At 62.4% G+C, this 14,809-nt stretch carries 15 protein-coding genes; 9 read left to right on the plus strand and 6 right to left on the minus strand.

Going from position 1 to position 14,809, the window contains the following annotated elements:
* Positions 1–43 precede the first annotated feature (43 nt).
* The 5 genes from LB538_RS06005 to LB538_RS06025 all read left to right on the plus strand — a co-directional run bounded on the left by LB538_RS06005 (position 44) and on the right by LB538_RS06025 (position 6,022).
* Entirely contained in the window at positions 44–922 is an 879-nt protein-coding gene (locus tag LB538_RS06005; RefSeq protein ID WP_224529897.1) for a branched-chain amino acid aminotransferase, read from the plus strand.
* Between the two features lie 210 nt (positions 923–1,132).
* Positions 1,133–1,735, plus strand: a complete 603-nt coding sequence (locus LB538_RS06010) for a superoxide dismutase (RefSeq protein ID WP_095766866.1) — start codon at positions 1,133–1,135, stop codon at positions 1,733–1,735.
* 163 nt (positions 1,736–1,898) lie between these two features.
* On the plus strand, positions 1,899–2,336 hold the full coding sequence (locus LB538_RS06015; RefSeq protein WP_041002227.1) for a c-type cytochrome: 438 nt from the start codon (positions 1,899–1,901) through the stop codon (positions 2,334–2,336).
* Positions 2,337–2,346: 10 nt separating this feature from the next.
* Positions 2,347–3,291 carry a cytochrome c gene (locus LB538_RS06020; protein ID WP_224529895.1) on the plus strand — a complete coding sequence of 315 codons (945 nt, stop codon included), beginning with the start codon at positions 2,347–2,349 and terminating at the stop codon, positions 3,289–3,291.
* Positions 3,292–3,577: 286 nt separating this feature from the next.
* Entirely contained in the window at positions 3,578–6,022 is a 2,445-nt protein-coding gene (locus LB538_RS06025; RefSeq protein WP_224529892.1) for an AMP-binding protein, read from the plus strand.
* Positions 6,023–6,104: 82 nt separating this feature from the next.
* Here LB538_RS06025 and LB538_RS06030 read toward each other — a convergent pair whose 3' ends face one another.
* The gene (locus LB538_RS06030; RefSeq protein ID WP_095766869.1) at positions 6,105–6,494 is read right to left on the minus strand and encodes an SET domain-containing protein; all 390 of its coding nucleotides are present in this window, start codon (positions 6,492–6,494) and stop codon (positions 6,105–6,107) included.
* A 102-nt stretch (positions 6,495–6,596) separates the two neighbouring features.
* Positions 6,597–8,708, minus strand: a complete 2,112-nt coding sequence (locus tag LB538_RS06035; RefSeq protein ID WP_224529890.1) for a S9 family peptidase — start codon at positions 8,706–8,708, stop codon at positions 6,597–6,599.
* Between the two features lie 109 nt (positions 8,709–8,817).
* Between LB538_RS06035 and LB538_RS06040 the strand changes: the two genes are divergently transcribed.
* Together LB538_RS06040 and LB538_RS06045 are read left to right on the plus strand one after the other, a co-directional pair.
* The gene (locus tag LB538_RS06040) at positions 8,818–9,186 is read left to right on the plus strand and encodes an SH3 domain-containing protein (protein WP_140845753.1); all 369 of its coding nucleotides are present in this window, start codon (positions 8,818–8,820) and stop codon (positions 9,184–9,186) included.
* A 417-nt stretch (positions 9,187–9,603) separates the two neighbouring features.
* Positions 9,604–10,029: a MucR family transcriptional regulator gene (locus tag LB538_RS06045; RefSeq protein WP_040991330.1), complete on the plus strand. Its 426-nt coding sequence runs from the start codon at positions 9,604–9,606 to the stop codon at positions 10,027–10,029.
* An 80-nt stretch (positions 10,030–10,109) separates the two neighbouring features.
* On the opposite strand, the gene LB538_RS06050 is transcribed toward LB538_RS06045, so the two are convergent.
* Both LB538_RS06050 and LB538_RS06055 read right to left on the minus strand, forming a co-directional pair.
* Positions 10,110–10,538, minus strand: a complete 429-nt coding sequence (locus LB538_RS06050; protein WP_095767172.1) for a SufE family protein — start codon at positions 10,536–10,538, stop codon at positions 10,110–10,112.
* 172 nt (positions 10,539–10,710) lie between these two features.
* A complete protein-coding gene (locus LB538_RS06055; protein ID WP_224529889.1) occupies positions 10,711–11,103 on the minus strand; it encodes a DUF5330 domain-containing protein in 393 nt (130 codons plus the stop codon).
* A 555-nt stretch (positions 11,104–11,658) separates the two neighbouring features.
* On the opposite strand from LB538_RS06055, the gene LB538_RS06060 reads away from it, so the two are divergent.
* A complete protein-coding gene (locus LB538_RS06060) occupies positions 11,659–13,395 on the plus strand; it encodes a PAS domain-containing sensor histidine kinase (protein ID WP_224529888.1) in 1,737 nt (578 codons plus the stop codon).
* The gene (locus LB538_RS06065) at positions 13,370–14,158 is read left to right on the plus strand and encodes a peptidoglycan-binding protein (protein WP_224529887.1); all 789 of its coding nucleotides are present in this window, start codon (positions 13,370–13,372) and stop codon (positions 14,156–14,158) included. Before LB538_RS06060 ends, LB538_RS06065 begins: the two co-directional genes overlap by 26 nt.
* Before the next feature lie 20 nt (positions 14,159–14,178).
* Here LB538_RS06065 and LB538_RS06070 read toward each other — a convergent pair whose 3' ends face one another.
* The gene (locus LB538_RS06070; RefSeq protein ID WP_095766875.1) at positions 14,179–14,469 is read right to left on the minus strand and encodes a type II toxin-antitoxin system RelE/ParE family toxin; all 291 of its coding nucleotides are present in this window, start codon (positions 14,467–14,469) and stop codon (positions 14,179–14,181) included.
* Positions 14,462–14,722, minus strand: a complete 261-nt coding sequence (locus tag LB538_RS06075) for a type II toxin-antitoxin system ParD family antitoxin (protein ID WP_181174899.1) — start codon at positions 14,720–14,722, stop codon at positions 14,462–14,464. Before LB538_RS06075 ends, LB538_RS06070 begins: the two co-directional genes overlap by 8 nt.
* Positions 14,723–14,809: the final 87 nt, after the last annotated feature.

Consider the following 14,809-nt stretch of genomic DNA (forward strand, 5'->3'; position numbering starts at 1 on the left):
ATCGTCCTATGGCGGACTGAAATCACTCAATTGGACGGCGACCATGACACTGGCGGCGGCGGCGCATACCGCGACTTGGACCTATGTGGACGGCGACTGGTACGAGGGCAACGTCGCCATTCTCGGGCCGCGCAGCCACGCCATGTGGCTCGGCACCAGCGTCTTTGACGGCGGTCGCTGGTTCGAGGGCGTCGCGCCCGACCTCGAACTGCACTCCGCTCGCGTCAACGCCTCCGCGATCGCGCTTGGCCTGAAGCCTTCGATGACGACCGAAGAGATCGTCTGCCTGACTTGGGACGGCCTCAAGAAATTCGACGGCAAGACGGCGGTCTATATAAGGCCGATGTATTGGGCCGAGCATGGCGGCTATATGGGCGTGCCGGCCGACCCGGCCTCGACCCGGTTCTGCCTCTGCCTCTATGAATCGCCGATGATCCCGCCATCCGGCTTTTCGATCGGCGTCTCGCCGTTCCGGCGCCCGACCATCGAGACCATGCCCACCAACGCCAAGGCCGGCTGCCTCTACCCCAACAATGGCCGTGCCATTCTGGAGGCCAAGAACCGCGGCTTCGACAACGCTTTGGTGCTCGACATGCTGGGCAATGTTGCTGAGACCGGGACCTCCAACATCTTCCTGGTCAAGGACGGTCATGTGATGACTCCGGCCCCGAACGGCACGTTTCTCTCGGGCATCACCCGCTCGCGCACCATCAGCCTGCTCGGCGACTACGGTTTCAGGACCACCGAGAAGACGCTGTCGGTCCGCGATTTCCTCGAAGCCGACGAGATATTCTCGACCGGCAACCACTCAAAAGTGGTGCCCGTCACGCGCATCGAAAACCGCGATCTGCAGCCCGGTCCGGTAGCCAAGAAGGCGCGCGAGCTCTATTGGGAATGGGCGCATTCAACGTCCGCCGCCTGACCCGCTGGAGCGTTTCACCGTTTCAGGGAAACGGCGACACGCTCCATCTTCCTGTTTTGCGCAATTCCGCACGGAAAACCGTTTCGCACTTTTCCTGGAATTGCTCTAAAAAGTCGCTCGGCGCTCCATTCCGGAGTTGCCCCGATCCATTCCAGACCTATCTTAGCCCGGTAGTATCACCGGACTTTTTTCCTCGAGGGAGTACCATCCATGGCTTTTGAGTTGCCCGCCTTGCCCTATGACTACGAGGCCTTGCAGCCTTACATGTCGAAGGAGACGCTGGAGTATCACCACGACAAGCACCACAAGGCCTATGTCGACAACGGCAACAAGCTGGCGGCCGAGGCCGGAATGGGCGACCTGTCCGTCGAAGAGGCCGTGAAGCAGTCCTTCGGCAAGAATGCCGGGCTCTTCAACAACGCCGCCCAGCACTACAACCACATCCATTTCTGGAAATGGATGAAGAAGGGCGGCGGCGGCAACAAGCTGCCGGGCGCGCTGCAGAAGGCCTTCGACAGCGATCTCGGCGGCTACGACAAGTTCAAGGCGGATTTCATCGCCGCTGGCACCACCCAGTTCGGCTCCGGCTGGGCCTGGGTCTCGGTCAAGAACGGCAAGCTGGAAATCTCCAAGACCCCGAACGGCGAGAACCCGCTGGTCCATGGCGGCTCGCCGATCCTCGGCGTCGACGTATGGGAGCACTCCTATTACATCGACTACCGCAACGCGCGGCCGAAATACCTCGAGGCCTTTGTCGACAGCCTGATCAACTGGGACTACGTCCTGGAGCTTTACGAGAAGGCCAAAGCCTGAGTGATTTTGACGAAAAGCCCCGGTTTGCCGGGGCTTTTCTTTTTCGGGCAGTGGAAACGGCAAGCCAGCCGGCAAAATCGTCACGGCGAAGGGGAATAATCCCGTTGTGACGTCCGTTAACGTTCAGTCGCGTACCCTCTTTCCTCACCATGGAGCCAATTGAATGAGAAAGCTTGTTCTCGCCATTTCTATGCTCGCTTTTGCCGGTTCGGTCGCCTTTGCCGATCCGATAAAGGATCGCCAGGCCTTGATGAAGGAGCGCGGCAAGCTTGCCGGTCAATTGTCTAAAGTCGTCAAGGGGGAGGAGGATTTCGACGCCGCCGCTGTGCTGACGACGCTGAAGGCCCTGCAGGCCAATGCTGAGAAATGGGATGCCGAGAAACTGTTCCCAGCCGGCAGCGACAAGGGCGACACCACGGCGGCGCCGAAGATCTGGGAAGACAAGGCCGGCTTCAATGCGGCAGAAGACAAGCTGCTGGCCGATGTCAAGGCCGCGGTGGCTTCGCCGCCGGCCGACGTCGACGCGCTGAAGGCGCAACTCAACACGATCGGCGGCGATTGCGGCACCTGCCACCAGACCTACCGGATCAAGAAGAGCTGATCGCCCGGCGATGGCCTGGCTGAGGAAGCTTGTCGGCGCCGCCGTCGTGCTTGGCGGCGCCGCGGCCGCTGCCGGCTGGGTCCTGTCGGCGCCCGCCAGGCTGGACGCCGGCACCGTCGCGCAACTCGGCCCCGGTGACGCCGCCAAAGGCAAGCGCATCTTCTATGCGGGGGGCTGCACCTCCTGCCATGCGAAACCGGGCGCGCAGGGCGACGCCCGGCTGCAATTGGTCGGCGGTTTGGAACTCAAGACGCCGTTCGGCACCTTCGTCCCACCCAACATCTCGCAAGACCGGAAGGACGGCATCGGCGCCTGGAGCGAGGCGGACTTCGCCAATGCCATGCTGAAAGGCGTCTCTCCTTCCGGCGAGCACTTCTATCCGGCCTTTCCCTATGCCTCCTATGCGCGCATGAAGCCGGCCGACATCGCCGATCTCTACGCCTTCATGAAGACGCTGCCGGCGATTGCCGGCAAGGCGCCGGATCACAGGCTTTCCTTCCCCTTCACCATCCGTCGCGGCATTGGCCTCTGGAAGCTTGTCTATCTCAGCCCCGAACCGGTGATCGCGCTGCCAGAGGGCGCGCCGGACAAGGTTCTCGCCGGCCGCTACCTAGTCGAGGGTCCGGGCCATTGCGGCGAATGCCACACGCCGCGCGATTTCGCCGGCGGCGTCAAGAAGACCGAGTGGCTGGCGGGCGCCGTGGCCGCCGAAGGCTCGGGCGTTGTGCCCAATATCACCCCGCAGGGCGGCACCAAGGACTGGTCCGAGGCCGACATCGCCAATTACCTCGAAACCGGCTTCACACCCGATTTCGATTCGGTCGGCGGCTCCATGGTCGACGTGCAGCGCAACATCGCGCAACTGACCGCCGACGACCGCGCGGCGATTGCCGCCTACCTCAAGGCCGTCCCGCCACACCCCAACGGCTATCCGGCGCGCAAGCCGGCGAGTTAACCTGCGCACGCGGCGTCAAACCCGCGACCATACATGATGGCGTAAAGCGGTTTGGCATGCCAATCGGTGGCGAATTAGTTGACTTGAATACTCATGTATTATAGGCGCTTCGGGCCCCGAGGACCGAAGCTTGCCCACGCCCTCCATCGACCTTGTGTCCGGATTCACCCATGACGAGCAGCGCGTGGCGCTTGTCCTCGCCGGCGGACGCATACTGTCCTACAGGGAACTCGGCGGTCTTGCGCTAGACTTCGCGTCACAGTTGGGACGAAGACAAAAGCGGCTCGTGGCGATTGCGGCGGAAGCTTCCGAGCACGCAGTCGCCGCCTATATCGGAGCCCTGCAGGCTGGGCACGCAGCGGCCATGCTGCCGCCATGCGACAATAGGCTTTGGGACGATTTCCAGGCAGCCTTCCAGCCGGATTTCACCTACAGGCCAATTGACGGCCGCTGGCGTCTCGTTGAGGAAGCTCGATCAGCTGGAGATGCGGAGCCGCTGCATCCCGATCTCGCGCTGCTGCTGATGACATCCGGCAGCTCGGGCGCCGCCAAGGCGGTCAGGCTTTCCTACGGCAATCTCGAATCCAATGCACGCTCGATCGCGGCCTATCTCGAGCTCTCTTCCTTCGACCGTGCCGCTCTCGTGCTGCCTCTCCACTATTCCTATGGGCTGTCGGTCCTCAATTCGCATCTGATTGCGGGCGCTAGCGTCCTCTTCACCGGCATGTCGGTCATGGACAGCGACTTCGTCAGCACGATAGACCACGGCGGCTGCACGAATCTGTCTGGTGTCCCGTATTCTTACGAGCTTCTGGAACGGGTGCGTTTCCGCGACGCTGAGCTCAAGGCGTTGCGCATGATGACGGTGGCGGGCGGAGCGCTTGGCCCGGATCTCATCCGCCTTTATCGGAACCACATGGTCGCCAGGGGCGGCCGCTTCTTCGTCATGTATGGCCAGACCGAGGCGACGGCACGCATGGCTTTCGTGCCGCCGGAGAGCCTTTCCGACAAGGAGGATCGGATCGGCGTGGCGATTCCGGGCGGCAGCCTCGGTATCGTCGACGCTGCAGGCGAGCCGATCAGCCAACCAGGCATTCCCGGAGAGCTCGTCTATCGCGGTCCGAATGTAATGATGGGTTACGGCACGCGGCGCCTCGACCTCGCGCGCGGCGCAGAGCTCGAGACCCTGAACACTGGCGACATTGCCGTACGGGACCAACATGGTTTCTTCCGCATCGTCGGGCGCAGAAGCCGCTTCGCCAAGATCGCAGGCCTCAGGATCGGCTTTGATACGATGGAGCAGGCGCTGGAGCGCGCCGGCATTGCCGCCGCGGTGGTTGGCGACGATCGGGGATTGCAGGCCTACGTGATAGGCGCCGACCCGACCGGGAGAGCACGGCGCATTCTTGCCGAGATCAGCCACCTGCCAGCCAATCTGGTTTGGGTTGCGACGCGCGAGGACTTTCCCAGACTTGCCTCTGGCAAGATCGACTATGCCTGCCTCCAGCAGGAGATGTTGGAAGGGCGAACGGAAATCCGCTGTGAGCGGGGCGGTCTGCTCGGTGCCTACGCCCGCGTATTCTATCCCCTGGCCGTCGGCCGCAATGACAGCTTCGTCTCTCTTGGCGGGGACTCCCTTCGATTCCTGCAATTGGCTCTGGAACTCGAGCGTCTCGGCATGAACCTGCCGGACGGATGGGAACGCTTGAGCATTGCCGAGCTGGCAAACCGCGAGGCGGCGGGACTTCCCGAACACCGGCACGCAAGCGAGATGCCGACCGATTTAGTGCTGAGGGTTATCGGGATCCTGCTGGTGGTCGTGCATCACGAAACGCTGTGGCCCATCCCCGGCGGCTCCGGCGTCATGATGCTGCTGGCCGGCTACAGCCTTGCTCGTTTCCAGTCGGCCCATTTCCTTGCCGGTCGAATTGGGCACGCGCTCAAACCTGCGATCAACGTCCTGATCCCGTATTTTCTCATTGTCGCCGCTTACGCTGCAGCCTGGCGGACGATCCCCTGGGCTTCGATGACGCTTACTGGGAATTTCGGCTATGCCGAACCGGAGCGTCACGAGATGATTCCGTACCTTTACTGGTTCATCGAGGCCTATTCGCAGACGCTCCTGCTCTTCGCTCTGATCTTTGCCATTCCTGCAGTCCGCAAGCTTGCCCGGGCTCACCCCTTCGTTTTCTCGCTCGGCCTTTTGGGGGTTGCCGCTGTCGCGCGCTTTTCGTCCCCATCGCTCGTCGACCTAGGCAACCGCCAGATATTCACGATCTATTGGGTTTTCCATTTGGCCGTATTCGGTTGGTGTGCCTGTTTCGCCGATACTCCGGCGAGAAAGCTGACTCTGACCGCGCTTGCCGCCGCTATGCTGGGTTATTTGGCCTTCTGGGAGTCGGTCTGGTTCGGGACGACGGTCAAATATCTGATGATCTTCGCGGCGCTTTTGGTCCTTCTTTACCTGCCGCGCGTTCGCCTGCCGGCCGGGATAGGGCGGCTGGTTGCCCAGGTCGCCGTCGCGGCGTTTCCGATCTATCTTTTCCACCGTTTCGTCCCGGAAATATTGATGGCGCCGGCCGCGGGCAAGCTGCCGGTTCCGATCTTCCAGCTGCTCGCGATCGTCGGTGGCATTGCCTTAGGCATCGTTTCAGGCAAGGCCTTGGCAGGCATCCGAAACCTGCGTGGCAGATTGGCCCTGGGACGCCAGCCGGAATTGCTCTCCGCCTGATCCACGCTCGTGCCGCTCTAAATCAAAGTGATGGAGCATGACGTCGTCCGAAAACCGCTCCACACTTTTCGGGCATCATGCTCTACGGGTGGCGGTCGCCCAGGAAGTCGAAGCCGTTCTCGAAAAAGTGGTTGTAGTCGCAGGTCAGTTCCTCGCCGGGCGCGATGTCGCGCAACGCATAGGCCTCTTCCGGAGAGGAGATATCGCAGTTCGGGTCGTCTGCGTGGTTCATATAGCGGGCATCGTCCGCCTCGAAGACGATGAAGTTGGGATCGCGCCGGTCCGGATAGGAATAGCGGTCGAGATAGGACTTCACCGGACCGGATTCCCCCTCATAGGTCTCCACGGGAATGCGTCGATCGAACCTTGGATCGAGCTTCCAGATCAATGTGCCCCGCGCAATGCGGTGTTTGGCGAAGACGCCGATGCCCTGGATGGGCGATTTGTCGAGATAGACGTCGACGAGCAGCATAGCGAACCTTGCGAATATATCTGGACGCGGCCCCGAAATGGCCACGACCGAAAACGACGGCGCATTGCCTAGCGCGCGAGCCGTGCGATTGCGAGTAGAAAATCAGGCCTTGCCTGTCACTTTCAAGGCAAAGGTGTAAATATAGGCGATCTCCTCCAGCCGCGAGAAGCGACCCGAGGCGCCGGCATGGCCGGACTCCATGTTGATCTTGAACAGGACCGGGTTGCCGCCTGCCTTGCGTTCGCGCAGCCGCGCCACCCATTTCGCCGGCTCCCAATAGGTGACGCGCGGATCGGTCAGGCCCGCCAGCGCCAGGATCGGCGGGTAGTCGAGCGCCGCCACATTGTCATAGGGCGAATAGGCCGCGATCGTCTGGTAGTCGGCGGCGGACGCGATCGGATTGCCCCATTCCGGCCATTCCGGCGGCGTCAGCGGCAGGCTGGCGTCGAGCATGGTGGTCAGCACATCGACGAACGGCACCTCGGCGACGATGCCGCCGAAGCTTTCCGGGGCCAGGTTGGCGATCGCCCCCATCAGCATGCCGCCGGCGGAGCCCCCTTGCGCCACAATGCGGTCGTGCTCAGTGTAGCGCTCGGCAACGAGATGGCGGGCGCAGGCGATGAAATCGGTGAAGGTGTTCATCTTCCTTGCCCGCTTGCCGTCCTCGTACCAACCGTACCCCTTGTCCTTGCCGCCGCGCACATGCGCGATGGCATAGACAAAGCCGCGGTCGACCAGCGACAGGCAATTGGTGTTGAAAGCGGAAGGAACGGTGATGCCATAGGAGCCGTAGCCGTAAAGTAGGCAGGGTGCCGAACCGTCGAGGGGCGTGTCGCGATGATATAGCAGCGAGATCGGCACCAACTCGCCGTCGTCTGCCGGCGCCATCAGCCGGCGCGTGACATAGTGCGCAGGATCGTGGCCGGAGGGCACTTCCTGCGTCTTCAAAAGCACGCGTTCGCGGCTGCGCATGTTGTAGTCGAACAGCTGCGCCGGCGTCGTCATCGACGAATAGGTGAAGCGCATCACTTCGGTGTCGTATTCGTAGGAGCCGGAGAGACCGAGCGAAAAAGCTTCCTCGTCGAAAGAGATGAAATGCTCCTCGCCGCTGGCGCGCTCGCGCACGACGATGCGCGGTAGGCCTTCCTTGCGCTCGAGCCGGACCATGTGATGCTTGAAGCCGAGCACCGACAGGATCAGCCGGCCGGGCTCGTGCGGCACCAGTTCCTGCCAGTTGGCGCGCCCGGGATTGTCGACCGGCGCGGTCATGATCTTGAAGTCCTTGGCGCCGTCGGCATTGGTGAGGACGAAGAAGACGTCGCCGCCTTCTTCCAGATCGTATTGCAGGCCGGTCTCGCGCACCGCCACAAGCTTCGGCTCTGCGGTTGGATCATCGGCGGGCAGCAGGCGGTATTCCGACGTTTCATGATCGTTGATGCCGATCATGATCCAGTCGTTGGCGCGCGTGCCGCCCACGTCCATGAAGAAGCCCGGATCGGTCTCCTCATAGATCAACCGGTCGTTTTCGGACCTGTCGCCCAGCGCGTGGAAGAACACTTTCGACGGACGATGGTTGTCGTCGAGACGGGTATAGAAGAAGCCGCCGTCGCCGGCGTCCCAGACCCCGCCGCCGCCCGTATCCGGGATCTGGTCGGCAAGTTCTTTGCCGCTCGCAAGATCGCGCACGCGCAGCGTGAAGAACTCCGAACCCTTGTCGTCGAAGCCCCACAGCAGCTTCCTGTGGTCGGCCGAATGGTCGACGCCGCCAAGCCGGAAATAGGGCTTGCCCTCGGCTTCCGCGTCGCCGTCGAGCAGGATCTCCTCAGTGCCGCCGTCGCGCGGCGTGCGGAAATAGCGCGGCTGCTCGCCGCCCTGCCGGAACGACGATCCGTAGGCATAGCGGCCGTCCTTCATGGGCACCGTCGAGTCATCCTCCTTGATGCGCCCCTTCATCTCGGCAAACAGCCTGGCGCGCAGGTCCGCGGTGCCGGCCATGAGCGCGGCCTGATAGGCGTTCTCGGCATTGAGATGGGCGCGGATGCGGCCGTCGAGCAGGGAAGGGTCGCGGAACACGGCCTGCCAGTTGTCGGCCCGCATCCAGGCATAGTCGTCGCTGCGGGTGATACCATGATGCGCGTCGGAAACCGGGTGTTTCTCAGGGGTCGGCGGGCTGGCGGCCGGGAAGGCGGAAGTCAAGGCGGAAGCTCTGGTCATTACGTCTCGCTGCGGAATTTGCTTGAATGCCGAATGAACACGCCGCTCAGCGGCGGTTCAAGGGGCGCGGTCCAAGTTGGTCTTCAGAAGCCAAGTTGAAGGGGGAAAGATGAAATCCTGTGTTCTTATCGCGGTGGCAGTTGCGGTCGCAGTATCCGTTCTGGCTTTTTCCACCCAGTCTCATGCAACCGTCTTTGCCGCCTGGCAAGTGGCGGGGGTGCCGTTCGGCGATACGCTCAATGCGCGAAAATATCCGTCCAATGCATCGCAGAAACAGGCCGCCTATCCGAACGGTACGGTGCTGCAGATGACCGGCCACTGCACCGGTGGCGTAAACCTGCTCGATATCGGCCGGCAGCCACAATGGAAGCAGCGCCAGGCGATCCGCTATCGCTGGTGCGAGATCTGGCACGATCCGGCGCAGAATGGTCATTTCGTCACCGGCTGGGTCTACGGCAAATACATCGCGCCTTACTGATGGATCCCGTCGCGTCGCCTTGTCGGTCCAGCCGCCAAGGCGGTATCCTTGCGCTTCGCTGTGCCGCAGGATTCGTTGTGCAGGCGAAAGGGCACCCAAGCATTAGCCAAGCATTGAACGTGGTGTCGAGTGGCGATCGGATGTCTAACATGCGGATGACGCAACGTCATGCCATGCTGGTCTGACCAGAAAAATCTCGCGAAGTTACACGGCGCACGAATTTTTGAAGCTGAATCGGCAATAGTTGATGAATATCGACCAATATAAGTCAATATGCGAATTGACTTACTTTCAATGCGGCGTCATTAAGATAACCGACGCGAATCTCAGAGCCTTTCCTGAACGAAATCCGCGCGATGCCCGATCCATAAAAAAGGGCGCAGTTTTAGAAACAACTCTCGTTGGGGCCTTAGCACTATGGAAATCGTCGAAACACCTTCGAAAAACGGTGACGCGCTGATCGAGCTGACCGCCGATGTCGTCGCCGCCTATGTCAGCAACAATCCGGTGCCGGTTGGGGAACTGCCGAACCTTATCGCCGACGTCCATGCCGCGTTGGGCCGCGTCGGTGGCTCGTCGGAGCAGCCGTCGGCTGAGAAGCAGAAGCCGGCCGTCAATCCGAAGCGCTCGGTCCATGACGACTACATCGTCTGTCTCGAGGACGGCAAGAAGTTCAAGTCGCTGAAGCGGCATCTGATGACCCACTACAATCTCACGCCGGAAGAGTATCGTGAGAAGTGGGGCCTGGACGCCAACTATCCGATGGTCGCCCCCAATTATGCTGCTGCCCGCTCGCAGCTCGCCAAGAAGATGGGTCTGGGCCGCAAGCGCAAGGGCCGTTGATCGGTCTCAGCTCGTCAAGCAGTTCGACGGCGCCCTTGCGGCGCCGTTTTGCTTTCTTGACAGGAGCGATATCGGCCGGATCAGGCCGTCTGCTTCAGCGCCGCTTCCGCATCGCGCTTGATGCGCTTGACCATCGAACGGAGGCCGTTGGCGCGCTGCGGCGACAGATGTTCGTCAAGGCCGAGCTCCTTCAGGGTCGCTTCGGCGTCCGTGTTCTGGATTTCGCTTGCCCGCCGGCCCGAAAACAGCGCCAGCATGATGGCGACGAGGCCGCGCACGATATGGGCGTCCGAATCGCCCTGGAAGCCGATCACCGGATCGGCGCCCGCTCCCTGCTTGGTGGTGAGCCACACCTGGCTCACACAGCCAGGCACCTTGTTCGCAGCCGTGCGCTCCTCCTCAGGGAAAGGCGGCAGGCTCTCGCCGAGCTCGATTACATAGCGATAACGGTCCTCCCACTCGTCGAGCAGGGAAAAGTCGTCGCGGATGGTCTGAATCGAGGTGGCCATTGCCCGCATATAGTGGCGCGATACGGCCGCGTCACGGAAAAAGAAAGACGCCGCGGGCGTCGAGAGATCGGACGGGGCCCGCGGCGTTAGAGCAATCCCAGGAAAAGCACGTAGCGGTTTGCGCCAGGAATTGCGCCAAAACTAAAGTGCCGAGCGAACGGCCGGAAAGAATTCAGTTCTTGGTCGTCAACATCTCCGGAATGTTGACCTTGGTCGGCAACACGATGTCCTCGGCGACGCTGCCGGTGGTCGTGACGGAGCCATCCGCGACCTTCGTTTCGGGCGCGCCTGCCGGCCCGGACTGCTGGTCGTCGATCATGGCCGCGGCGATCTTGGCCGTTTCCTTGGCGCGAACGGTGATGGTGTACATGGCCGATTTGCCGGTCTCGCAGACATCGGGCTTGCGCTCGCAGAGCCCTGCAATGTCGCCGACCGCCTCGCGCGCCGCAAACAGCGCCTGGATCGGTCCGACGCTCTGCTGGCCGTTCTCGCCCGGGCCGACGTCGAGCGGCAGCGCCAGCAGCACCAGCGAAAACCAGAAAGCCATCCTGATCAGAAAGCCCATCTTACTTGCCTCTCATCGGGGATGGAATGATGCATCCATCCGTGACGGATCACGCATCCATCGGCATGACCTCTTTTATGGGCACGATAGTGGCACGGTCACGCAAAGGACGGCTTGCATCGAAGCCGCGAATTTTCCTCAAATTTTAGGCAAATTCGAAAGGATCGGTTTTGACATGGGCTTGTGTCGAATCTCATCGATACCGTTAACTTTATGATAACCATATATCGCGTTGTTATCAAACGACTTTATTCCAGGCGGAACTTAGCCGGTTCAAGTTTCGACCCGTTTTGGCACAGGCCTTGCGGCTAACCCGCCGTTTACCATGGCGCCAACTCGGCATGCTTTGCCGGGCTGGCATCACAATATTTGCCTTGGCGCGGTCGCCGGCTTCGCCAGCCTTATCCATTCCTTAAACGCTGGATGCGAGTTTCAAGCCAATTGATGAGTCACCTGCCAGGCAGGCGTTTTTCACGACCGGGTACGCGTGCGTTGAGTTCTATTTCAGCCAGATACGTTCAATTGCCTGGCGCGGTTTCCGCCGGCTGCGAACGCATGGTTCACCCGACCGTGACGGGTGAGGCGGAACGCCTGCGCCAGCGCCGCTTCATCGGTGTCATGCTCGCCGCGCCGTTCCTTGCCGCGGGCGCCGCGGTCACGCTGGTCACTTCAAGTCTCGGCGCTGCCGTCACGATAGCCGCGATCTTTGCCGCTTTCGGCCTGTGCTGGTTCGCGGCGCTTCTGGTGGCGGCCACCGGCCATATGGCGCTTGCCGGCCGCATGGCGGTCGCGTTGGGTGGGCTTGCCCTAGCCGGCGCTATCGCTGCGGCGGGCGGATTGGCCTCGCCGGCGGCACTCCTTGCTGTCGCATTGCCGGTTGAAAGCTGGTGGGTCTCAGGGTCGCGGCGCGCCGCGCTGACGGGCGCGCTGGCGGCGCTTGCCGCTATCGTGCTGCAGCCCTTTGCCGGGCAGTTGCTGCCGTTCGGCGAGATCGCCACCTGGCATTGGCTGCTGCCGCTCGCCTGGGCGCTGACGCTGTTGCCGCGGGCCGCCGCCTTAGCCAGCCCGGCCGGCTTAGGGTCGGCGGAGCCTGCCGGCGATCGTCTCGAGGACGTCATGGACGCCGTCGTGCTCCGCCTCGGGCGCCAGGGCGAAGTGGCCGACGCGTCCGCCAAAGCACGTTCGATCCTGAAATTGGCGCCCGAGCTTCTGCTCGGCACCGGCCTGTTCGACCGCATCCATCTTTCCGACCGCGTCGCTTATCTCACCGCTCTGGCCGACATGCGCGAGGGCGCGCCGAAGCGTCGGCTTGATCTGCGCATCCGCTTGCCGCGCGAGGGTTCTGGCGCGGTCGACAATTTCCGCCCGTTCAGCCTCGAGCTGCTGCGCGGCGCGGTCGACCGCGACGTCTTCACCCTGGTTCTGCGCGAAAATGACGATGTCGCAGCACTTCGCGAGGAGCTTGCGCAGGCGAGGGAAGCCGCTGCGGCTGCCGAAGTGGCCAAGGGCCGCTTCCTGACCGTGGTCAGCCACGAGCTGCGCACGCCGCTCAATGCGATCCTCGGCTTTTCCGACATGCTCCTGCATGAGATGTTCGGGCCCTTCAAGGATCCGCGTCAGAAGGAATATGTCGGCCTGGTCAGGGAGTCCGGCCAGCATCTGCTGTCCGTCGTCACCTCGATCCTCGATGTTTCGCGCATCGAGGCGGGCGCCTATGCGACCGAGCTGGAGCCGTTCCGCTTTGTCGAGGCCGTCGACATGTGCCGCTCGATGATGCGACCGCTGGCCGACGCCAAGAGCATAGTTCTTGCCACGCAGATTGCCCCGGATGCGGGCGAGATCAATGCCGACCGCCGGGCGGTCCAGCAGATTCTGATTAATCTCGCCTCGAACGCGGTGAAGTTCACGCCCGATGGCGGCAGCGTGGTGATCGGCGCCAAGCGTGTCGGCTCGCACCTGCATTTCTGGGTGAGCGATACCGGTATCGGCATCGCCGAGGAGGACATGGCCAATCTCGGCAAGCCGTTCATGCAGATCCAGAACGACTACACGCGTCGTTTCGAGGGAACCGGACTCGGCCTGTCGCTGGTCAAGGGCCTTGTGGCGCTGCACGAGGGTACGATGTCGATCGAGAGCGCGCCGGGTGAGGGCACCACGGTGACGATCGGCCTGCCGGTGAACGGGCCGAAGCGGCGATCCGGTGCGCCATCCGGCGTGCTGGCCATGCCGGCGGCCAAGCCGAAGGGGGACGCAAATGGGGAGAGGAATGGCTCGCTCCGCAAAACGGCCTAAGATGGTCGAACCCGAGCGCGGCGTTCTTGCCGAGGGCGCGGTTGCCGTCGGTCAACTGATCGCCAGCAATCCGGTTCTGGTCGGCGGCTCGACCGCTTTCCTGGTGACGCTGTTCTACGTCTCGGCCAACGCGCTCTGGTATCAGCCCTTTCCGCATACCGGCGCGTTCTTCGCCACCCGAAGCATCGAGAACTTCCCGCATACGGTCTCCGACGAGCCGGAGACCACCATCAACATCGTGCGCCAGGCGCCGGCGCAGCCCGCGGCCAAGCCGGATCCGGTCGTCCAGCAGGTGCAGGGCATTCTGAAGGACCTCAACTTCTACGACGGCACGGTCGACGGCCTCACCGGACCGGCCACGCGCAAGGCCATCCAGACCTATCAGCTGAAAGTCGGGCTGCCGGGGTCGGGCGAGATCGACACGGCGCTGCTGGATCAGCTTGGCGCCCGCCAGACGACGGCGGCCATTCCCCACCCGATGCCGCGGCCGGCCGATGGCGCAGTCGCCGCGTCTGCCAAACCGCAGGTGATCCAGGTCTCCGCTCCGGCCGATGGGGCCACGCAGCCGCCCGACGCCCGCATCGTCAAGATCCAGGCCGGCCTCAAGGCGTTCGGCAATGGCGACATGCAGCTCGACGGCAAGGTCGGCGCCCGCACAAAGGCCGCGATCAAGGAATTCCAGGCCTTGTTCGGACTGCCCGAGACCGGCGAGCCGGACGAGGCCGTCTATGTCAAAATGCGCGAGATCGGCCTGACGAACTGAGCGGCAGCATCGCAAAATTGTTATTCGAGCCAATGCTCGGGGTCCCGCATCCCGTGAACAACAGCTACTGCCAGGATGCCGTAGTCCATGGGCTCGTAGATAACGACATATCGGCCCTCTACGAGGATACGCGCGGTGGTGCTCAACTCTGGCCGGGCGACCCCCATATTGGGATGATTGCAGGCGAGCTCCAGCTTATCGAAGATGCGTCCTAGAAGTCTGTCCGCTGCCTGTTCGTTGTCAGTCGCAATATGGCGCCAGATATTCTTCAGGTCTTGTTCTGCGCGAGGTGTAAGTCGATAGCTAGCCACGTTCCGAGCGCTCGGCCTTCAGGGCGCGAAGAAAGGCGCTGCGATCGATGTCCTTGCCTTCGCCGCTAGCCATCCCTTCGTCATAAGCCTGCTTGAGCTGAGCGAGTTCGAGCACGCGAAGCTCCTCGCGGCGCTCCCACAACCTGAGGGCCTCCCTGACGATTTCGCTGTTCGAGGCGTAGTCGCCGCTCTCGACCGCGTCCTGCAGACGGGCGGCCTGCTTCGGCGTGAGCGATATGGTGAGGGTGCGCATTGCTTGACTTTTCATTGCTCCTTTATAGCGCGCCTCACAAAGCCTAACAAGATTTGTTAGGTAAGGCTCCGACATCCAAGCACTCGC

Source organism: Mesorhizobium sp. Ca11, from assembly GCF_020165275.1.
Classification (GTDB): Bacteria; Pseudomonadota; Alphaproteobacteria; order Rhizobiales; family Rhizobiaceae; genus Mesorhizobium.

Bases quoted from the DNA above. Each gene is read 5' to 3' on its own strand.
- LB538_RS06005 (WP_224529897.1), top strand. From the start codon at position 44: ATGACACTGGCGGCGGCGGCGCATACCGCGACTTGGACCTATGTGGAC.
- LB538_RS06015 (WP_041002227.1), top strand. From the start codon at position 1,899: ATGAGAAAGCTTGTTCTCGCCATTTCTATGCTCGCTTTTGCCGGTTCG.
- LB538_RS06045 (WP_040991330.1), top strand. From the start codon at position 9,604: ATGGAAATCGTCGAAACACCTTCGAAAAACGGTGACGCGCTGATCGAG.
- LB538_RS06075 (WP_181174899.1), bottom strand. From the start codon at position 14,722: ATGCGCACCCTCACCATATCGCTCACGCCGAAGCAGGCCGCCCGTCTG.
- LB538_RS06060 (WP_224529888.1), top strand. From the start codon at position 11,659: ATGGTTCACCCGACCGTGACGGGTGAGGCGGAACGCCTGCGCCAGCGC.
- LB538_RS06010 (WP_095766866.1), top strand. From the start codon at position 1,133: ATGGCTTTTGAGTTGCCCGCCTTGCCCTATGACTACGAGGCCTTGCAG.
- LB538_RS06020 (WP_224529895.1), top strand. From the start codon at position 2,347: ATGGCCTGGCTGAGGAAGCTTGTCGGCGCCGCCGTCGTGCTTGGCGGC.
- LB538_RS06065 (WP_224529887.1), top strand. From the start codon at position 13,370: ATGGCTCGCTCCGCAAAACGGCCTAAGATGGTCGAACCCGAGCGCGGC.
- LB538_RS06035 (WP_224529890.1), bottom strand. From the start codon at position 8,708: ATGACCAGAGCTTCCGCCTTGACTTCCGCCTTCCCGGCCGCCAGCCCG.
- LB538_RS06030 (WP_095766869.1), bottom strand. From the start codon at position 6,494: ATGCTGCTCGTCGACGTCTATCTCGACAAATCGCCCATCCAGGGCATC.
- LB538_RS06040 (WP_140845753.1), top strand. From the start codon at position 8,818: ATGAAATCCTGTGTTCTTATCGCGGTGGCAGTTGCGGTCGCAGTATCC.
- LB538_RS06050 (WP_095767172.1), bottom strand. From the start codon at position 10,538: ATGGCCACCTCGATTCAGACCATCCGCGACGACTTTTCCCTGCTCGAC.
- LB538_RS06055 (WP_224529889.1), bottom strand. From the start codon at position 11,103: ATGGGCTTTCTGATCAGGATGGCTTTCTGGTTTTCGCTGGTGCTGCTG.